At 44.9% G+C, this 7111-nt stretch carries 4 protein-coding genes and 1 pseudogene; 4 read left to right on the forward strand and 1 reads right to left on the reverse strand.

Annotation, left to right across the window (positions count from 1 at the left end; genetic code table 11):
• Positions 1–292: pseudogene (locus ACKPQ5_RS07205) on the forward strand (sulfatase); the annotation flags it as partial.
• A 38-nt stretch (positions 293–330) separates the two neighbouring features.
• On the opposite strand, the gene ACKPQ5_RS07210 reads toward ACKPQ5_RS07205, so the two are convergent.
• Positions 331–1332: an endonuclease/exonuclease/phosphatase family protein gene (locus ACKPQ5_RS07210; protein ID WP_407678426.1), complete on the reverse strand. Its 1002-nt coding sequence runs from the start codon at positions 1330–1332 to the stop codon at positions 331–333.
• A 180-nt stretch (positions 1333–1512) separates the two neighbouring features.
• Between ACKPQ5_RS07210 and ACKPQ5_RS07215 the strand changes: the two genes are divergently transcribed.
• The 3 genes from ACKPQ5_RS07215 to ACKPQ5_RS07225 form a co-directional block, all read left to right on the forward strand.
• Entirely contained in the window at positions 1513–2835 is a 1323-nt protein-coding gene (locus tag ACKPQ5_RS07215; RefSeq protein WP_407678427.1) for a hypothetical protein, read from the forward strand.
• A gap of 70 nt (positions 2836–2905) precedes the next feature.
• Positions 2906–6109, forward strand: a complete 3204-nt coding sequence (locus ACKPQ5_RS07220) for a hypothetical protein (protein ID WP_407678428.1) — start codon at positions 2906–2908, stop codon at positions 6107–6109.
• 43 nt (positions 6110–6152) lie between these two features.
• Positions 6153–7111 (forward strand): sulfatase-like hydrolase/transferase (locus ACKPQ5_RS07225; protein ID WP_407678429.1); only part of this gene is annotated, 959 nt, incomplete at its 3' end.

Below are 7111 nucleotides of genomic sequence, written 5' to 3' on the forward strand. Positions count from 1 at the left end.
CGAACGCGACTGGAAATTAATCGAATATCTGGACGGAACCGGAGATATCGAATTATATCACATCTCTCAGGATCTGAGTGAATCCAACAATTTAGCCGATGAGAGGAAAGGAAAGGTCGCGGACCTTAAGAAAAAGCTCACGGGTTGGCGAAATGAAGTTCTCGCTCGCATTCCCGTGCCCAATCCCTCTTACGACCCTGAGCGGGCCCCTGAATGGTGGAGTCGTCGTTCAGGCAAACCGATTGACAGTTCTGCCCGCAAAAGATTTCCGGCAACCGAAAAGGATCTGTAGGACAGATTCTCCATAGGAAAGCAGTTTCGAATCAGATTCTAGTTCTTCCACTTATATTCGATGACCACTGCACGGTGGTCAGACGGCCACCTTCCCTGAATTATGATATCTGATGTGTCTCCCTTCTCCCCGACCACCTGGGCGGATACAACCTTAACATTGTTGCCGTGGTGGTAAACCCGGTCAATTCGATCCAATACCTGATCGCGGTAGGGTCTCCTGCCCAGAGTTTGCTTCGGATATGGCGGGGTCCATGTATTGCCCGGCTTTTTGACCTCATCGGTATGAACCAGCCGGAAGGAATCAACCATTCCGATATTTTCCAATAAAACAGAGCCGGGCCATTGTACCGGTAATCGCAATGGAATAACCGTTGGATTATCAACCCACCGATCAGAACCATTCTTCGCATAGTGGTCGGTCCAGTCGAGATGAGACGGTTCATTAAAATCACCCACTAGAAAGACTGTTCTTTTTTCCTCTATTGCTTCCTCCAACGGTTCAATGGTTGTGCTATATCCGCGGGTTCCACCCCTTCTTACTCCTTTTTCTTGAACAATCTTGGCCAAGCTATTCAGATCGACCTGAGGGTCGGCTCTAAGTTTTTCCTGAGCTAGAAAGGGTCCGTAATTATTGGGCCACCAGTGACAGTTTACAATTCGAACAACTCGTGAACCTGCCAGTTCCACATCAACGACTTCCAAGGAACGATCTTTATTTGAATGTATTAGCTGTGCAGGAAATTTTGAGTAAACCTTTCCCGCACGATTCCATCCATCGCCAAGTTCATTAAGAAGCATATTCGACTTACTCGAACAATCTTCCTGAATCCCGACAATGTCAGCTCTGGCTAGTTTGATTGCAGATGCAATTTCATCAATCCTTGAACCGCCAAATAACTCATTTCCAAAGCCAACATTCTTGGCATTCCCACCGCCCTGAAGAATATTAAAAGTCATCAGCTTGAACCGGCTAAGCTCTTCTGCTCCCAATTGAGAAATGGAAACTAGGCCAACAAAAAAGAGTAAGAAAGAATTCATTACTAAACCTTTAACCTAATCGATGAATTAATCGACATCTAAAATAACTTCCTATGTTCTATGATCAGAAAATAGCTTTCATGATTTCAATTAAAAATGATAAAAGCTTTGGGTCTAAGCTTTACTGAAGTTGTAAAAATAAATTCAATTTGATGTCATCAGATGTTTGACCCTTAGGATATGAAATCTTACTTTTTCTCTGTGAAGATAAATTGGATAAAGTTGGCGTTGGGAGGAGTCATGGTACTTGGCATTCCTCTGATTTACTTCTTTTCCAGTTCGGATGACGGGAAAACTTTCACTGACTCCCAAAATGAATTCGTTGAGCAAACTGAGCAACTAATCGCCGATCTATCCAAGGAAACAAAAGTCAGTTCGAAATCCCCAAAGCTATCAACTGAAGATAATCGAACCGACCCTTCAATTACCCGATCTCAGCCTGAGGCATTGAATTCCGCGGATCCAAGGGAAGAACTCACCTCAGAAATTAATTATACCCCTGTTGTTGATTCATTATCTGAACCTCAATGGAAAAAAGAACTCGATATTTTTTTACAGGGAGAGAAATCCCCAAAGGAATTTCTTGATTCCCTGACCATTGATAACTGGAAAGAAGCACGGGATGCCCTCGCCCTTGCCTATGAGCAAAGGTTGCTCCCCAAAAATAAAAATTTTCAGGATCGATTCTGGACGAGGGTTGGAGAAGTTGGAGGCCAAGCGGTGGCAGAGGAATTACTCAGGGCAGGCGATCCAGCCTTCGCCAAAATCCTTAAAGGATGGGCAAAGAAAACGCCTCAGGAAATGTTTGATTATTATGCTGATCTCAATCTCAAATCACCTGAGGTTCAACATTACCTGCAAAAAACAAACTCCCGTGAAATCCCCCTCATGGATCAATTCTCAAGCGGGATGATTGATGAAGTGCTTAGAAACTCCGATGGCAGGATTGGGAATGCCCAGTTAGACAGTGCCAATGACTTGATCGATCACTTTCTTGAAAAAGATAAAAAGAAGGCGGAATCTTTAATGCGTGAATTCACCGAACGAGTCACCAAGGGAAGGGATAAGGATACTTTGAAACAGTGGGTGGCCGGATATAAGGAACCGGAATTACAAGCCGGCACGGCCCAACGGGTGATTGAAAGCGGTGTCTTTGACAAGAACCCTTTGGAGGCAGTCGAATTTGCTAATTCTTTAGAATCCACCAAGGCTAAAAGGTCTGCACTCTCTTCCGCCTACGCAAGACTCGCAGGTGGAGTAAATGGACATGACCCCAATATCACCGCCACCGAATTGAACGCGATGGAAGACGGATGGCAAAGAGATTTTGCCCTTAATGGATTTGCTCATGGCTTGGTTCGTAAGGACCCCGAGGCAGCCATTCAATGGGCTAACTCAATAAGCAACGAAGGATTTCGTAAAGTAGTCACCAAAAATGTAACCAAAAGAATCAACGCCGAAGTCTTACCAAGATTAAATTCTCAAGGGGCGAGCAAAAATTAAAAAGCAAAATTCAAGAAACCTTATCTCACAATTAAGTAAGATAATGGACCCAAAAGACATTTGCTAGCTTATGAAAATTTTCGCTATTGCAGTAGCGTGGATTTGCTTTCAAACAGCAACCACACTCCAAGTATTCTCAGACGAGAATCAAACCATTGGAATTAAGATTGAAAATTATCCGTACGCTCCCCTTTCGTTCTCGAGTAGGATTCATGACCTCAAGCTTGCTGAAACGGATAATGGAAATTATCAGATAGAGACCACGGGAACCGATCCCTATGTTTGGCTTCGGTCCTTTAAGGATTCCTACCAACCGAATTTATCTTACATCATCGCATTTGAATATCAGGTTACCGGAGACTTTGGTGAGTTCGTTTTTTACTGCAGTACTGGCAATCAAACCAAAGCGATCAGAACCGAATTAAAACCATCTGAGGATTGGCAATGGCATGTTTTTGAATTGAGTGAAAAAGGAAAGCTCATCGGGCAGGAAATTGATGATCTCCGTATGGACTTCGGTGAGCAAAAAAACAAAACTTTTCAAGTAAGAAATCTGCGACTGATTGAAACGACGCGTGATTTAAGATTATATGCTGCCGTTGGTAATAAACTTAATCAGATCAAAGATTTCGGGATTGGACTGAACAAACTAAATCCCCAGTTTTCAGCTGCGGAAACAGTGAGGCATGTTGATGATAAATCCTCAAGCGTCACCCTCTCTGTTTACCGGCATCTTGATCTGGATGCCGGAACCAAGAGACTATCTAAAGAAGGAAGCACTCGCCCTCCCGTCCCCCTGGGGCCACAAATCGTTGCAGGAGAAGGCCCCGACCCCCGGAACCACACGGTAATCCGTATCCTTTCTGAATATCAGGTCTGCGAGACCCAGTTTCTTGCCTATCCACCCACAATCCTTGGCGGTGTTGGTGTAGAGACTGGTAAAGATGAGAAAGATCATACCTTTATTGCCACCTGGCCCCTTCTTTCCAAACTTACACATAACATCCACCTCTTTAATCAAGCAGGCGGAACTATTGGTAAAATCCAGGTCGCTAAGGAAATCCACCCACCCTTCGACCTCGCAGTTGGAAATTTTGCCCCGGGGTCTCCAGGTGATGAAATCGCGGTAATTTCACAGAATGCTCAGCGGGCAAAACCAATTGTTCTCGTTTACTCTTCTTCGGGCAAACTTCTCAGCCGAAAAACTATAAACGGTGAGAAGGGAAGATATTCTCTCATTACGAAGGGAAAAGACCGGTTGATTGCCCAGGAGTTTGACGAAAATAAAATCCACACACTCTTACCGACTCAGGAAGTTGCTAGCCTAAGAAATGAAATTCAAACTTGGTCTCTTTATGATTCGGTTTATCCGGATCGCGAATTTAATGGGGGCAAGTCAGAGAAAGCCACATCCACTCTGATGCGGATTAAAAAGGGAAAAAAGCTGGCTCCCTTGGATGCAGGAGGAATGGAAAACAAATTTTGGTTCGACCCGCAGGAAGAACATAATGGGGACCCTTCCACTTGGGGAAAATTCCCAGACGGAACCCATGTCAGAAATGCCAAGTATAATTATCTGGGTAGCGCACAGTATTGGTCTCCTCTGGTGAAATCGGGGGAGATTGAATCCCGATCCTACGCTGAATGGACTTCGAATATCGATTGGCAAAAAATCTTCAAGTCATCGTGGAAAAAATCAGTCATAGACTATAACCAAGGAAAACCAACTGTCTGGTCAGCTGGGTTCAGTCATCGGTGGAGAGTTGGAGCAATGAAATCAATATCCTCAAAGATAGATTCTAAAACAGGTCTCCCCACATATCTGCTTTTGGACCGCAAGAATGACCCTACGGGCGGAGGCTATTTTGGTAAGACTATGTTTGATTACGGGAGCCAGCACTTCGAGAACGAGGCACTCAACAAACTCTACACCTACGCCCAGCGAGCCTTCTATCGAAAATTGGCTCCCGCCTATCGGAAAAACCCGGAAATGACTATCGCAGTCGAACCCAACCATGAAAATGAAATCGTTTCCGGAAGCGATTCCATAGGCGATTACAACACGGGGAGTCTCGAAGGATTCTATCATTATCTATCCTCTCTTTATGGAAACATTGAATCGATCAATCAGATTATGGGTACGAGCTTCACTATCGATTTTTTTGATGCCCCACGCAATCTATTCCGCGGGGAGTGGGATCAATATGATTTTGAAAATCTCTTCTTTCAAGAGTGGGTCGAATATAACCGGGTCCTTGTTTCCAGAAGAGTGGGAACGAGTTACCGGGAATGCTTACTTGCGGGATTCCCTCCTGAAATGATCAAGAGCCATCAAATCCCGGACAGCTATGTATTCAAATCAATCGTGGGAATTTCAGAAGGAAAAAAAAGAATTTCACCGATTGATTGGCTTCTCACCACCGGAGCAGGATTTGGCTTTTCGAGGTACGGAACCTACTACGACCGTGAACATAACATTGGCCAGGGTGCATACAGTTCAGGCTTTGATAATATGCTGGTTGGAGAATACGCCTCGCTTAATGCAAGCCATCAAAAGTCGCTGGACCAATTACTCTACCTTCGTAATCACGGAGTATCTACTTTGCATGTGATGTGGTGGCCATCCGATCTGGATAAGGGATTTAATAAGGCCCAGGAGTCCGCTCTTCGAGAAATGATTTCCATACATGATACCCCTCGCAAGGGACTGGCTGGTGGAATCAGTGAAATACGACCTTGGCGGGGACAAAGAAAATCCTTTGATATTGCCAGTCTGGGAATAGGACCCAGCCACACCGGCCTCCTAAAAAGCCTAAGGAAGGATGGATCCTTTGAAGGGACGGTCTATGCGGTTCCCTTTCACGCCCATGTAAACATTGAGGTATTGAATGAACAGAAGACGACAAATCTGAATCCTCAAACGCAGGAATTGGCCACCATACCCCATACCCGGCCTGGTTCGGTAATCGAAGTGAGTTTTAAGGTGAACGGAAAAACAGATAATTTACTGATAGACTTTACGCACAGAGGGGTAAAACTCAGCGACAAATCAATCAGGCTCGAACAGCTTAAAGGAGGACAACAGATTCGATTGGTTTATAAAATTCCTTTGCTAATGGATGAGATCAAGCTGTTAGCCAGCTCCGACAAAAATATTATAATCGAAGACCTTCTTGTGGTTCACCATCAAGACCAGGTGATCAACTTGGCCAAAAAGATCATGACCGGTAAACGACACCAGGGAGGCGTAACTTTTGCCTGTCTTCCACAATAATTTATTCCAGTTACCAAAATATCCTACCCACTCTTCAGAAAAGATGAAAAAAATTTACTCCCTATTAATAAGCCTCGTCCTTTTTCATGTTGCAGCAAAAGCACAAGACAAACCAAACTTTTTACTAATCTTAGTGGATGACATGGGATATTCCGACTTGGGCTGCTACGGGGGAGAGATTGACACACCCAACCTGGACCATCTTGCGTCCAACGGATTGCGTTTCACCCAATTCTACAACACGGGCCGTTGCTGGCCCACTCGTGCATCCATTCTTACCGGCTACTATGCTCAGCAAGTCCGTCGCGATTCCCTCCCCGGAGTTAAGGGCGGTGGTGGAAGAAGCGTGCGACCCGGATGGGCACCTTTGGTAACCGAGTATTTAAAGAAGGATGGTTATCAGAACTATCATAGTGGCAAGTGGCATATTGACGGTAAGGTTTTGGAAAATGGCTTTACTGAATCCTGGCGGGTAAATAACCAGGGAAATTTCTTTTCTTCGAAAGGGAATTTAGTAAATGACATTCCCTTTAAGCCAAAGGAGGCACCTAAAAACTACTATTCCACCACCGCCACCGCCAGTCATGGGATCAAATGCCTTAAAGCACATGCCAAGGATCATAGAGATAAACCATTCTTTCATTATTTAGCTTTCATCGCTCCCCACTTCCCGCTTCATGCCCCGCAAGATGTAATTCAAAAATATAAGAACCGCTACCTTGCCGGTTGGGATAAAATCAGAGAGCGAAGATTCGCAAGGCAGAAGAAGATCGGTTTGATCAACACCACCCTTTCCAAGCTAGAAACCGATGTGGGGCCGCCCTATGCTTTCCCGGAAGCGATCAAAAAACTCGGACCCGGTGAGATCGACCGCCCCATCCCCTGGGATCAACTATCGGGCAAACAAAAAGAGTTCCAGGCAACCAAGATGGCGATTCATGCCGCGATGATTGACATAGTTGATCAGGAAATCGGCCGGGTAATCAAACAGCTCAAGAAAAT

This window comes from Candidatus Seribacter sulfatis (genome assembly GCF_964187635.1).
Taxonomy (GTDB): Bacteria; Verrucomicrobiota; Verrucomicrobiia; order Opitutales; family Seribacteraceae; genus Seribacter; species Seribacter sulfatis.

What these genes read in the sequence shown, in the direction of transcription:
- ACKPQ5_RS07210 (WP_407678426.1), bottom strand. Translation starts at nt 1,332, where the DNA reads ATGAATTCTTTCTTACTCTTTTTTGTTGGCCTAGTTTCCATTTCTCAA.
- ACKPQ5_RS07215 (WP_407678427.1), top strand. Translation starts at nt 1,513, where the DNA reads ATGAAATCTTACTTTTTCTCTGTGAAGATAAATTGGATAAAGTTGGCG.
- ACKPQ5_RS07220 (WP_407678428.1), top strand. Translation starts at nt 2,906, where the DNA reads ATGAAAATTTTCGCTATTGCAGTAGCGTGGATTTGCTTTCAAACAGCA.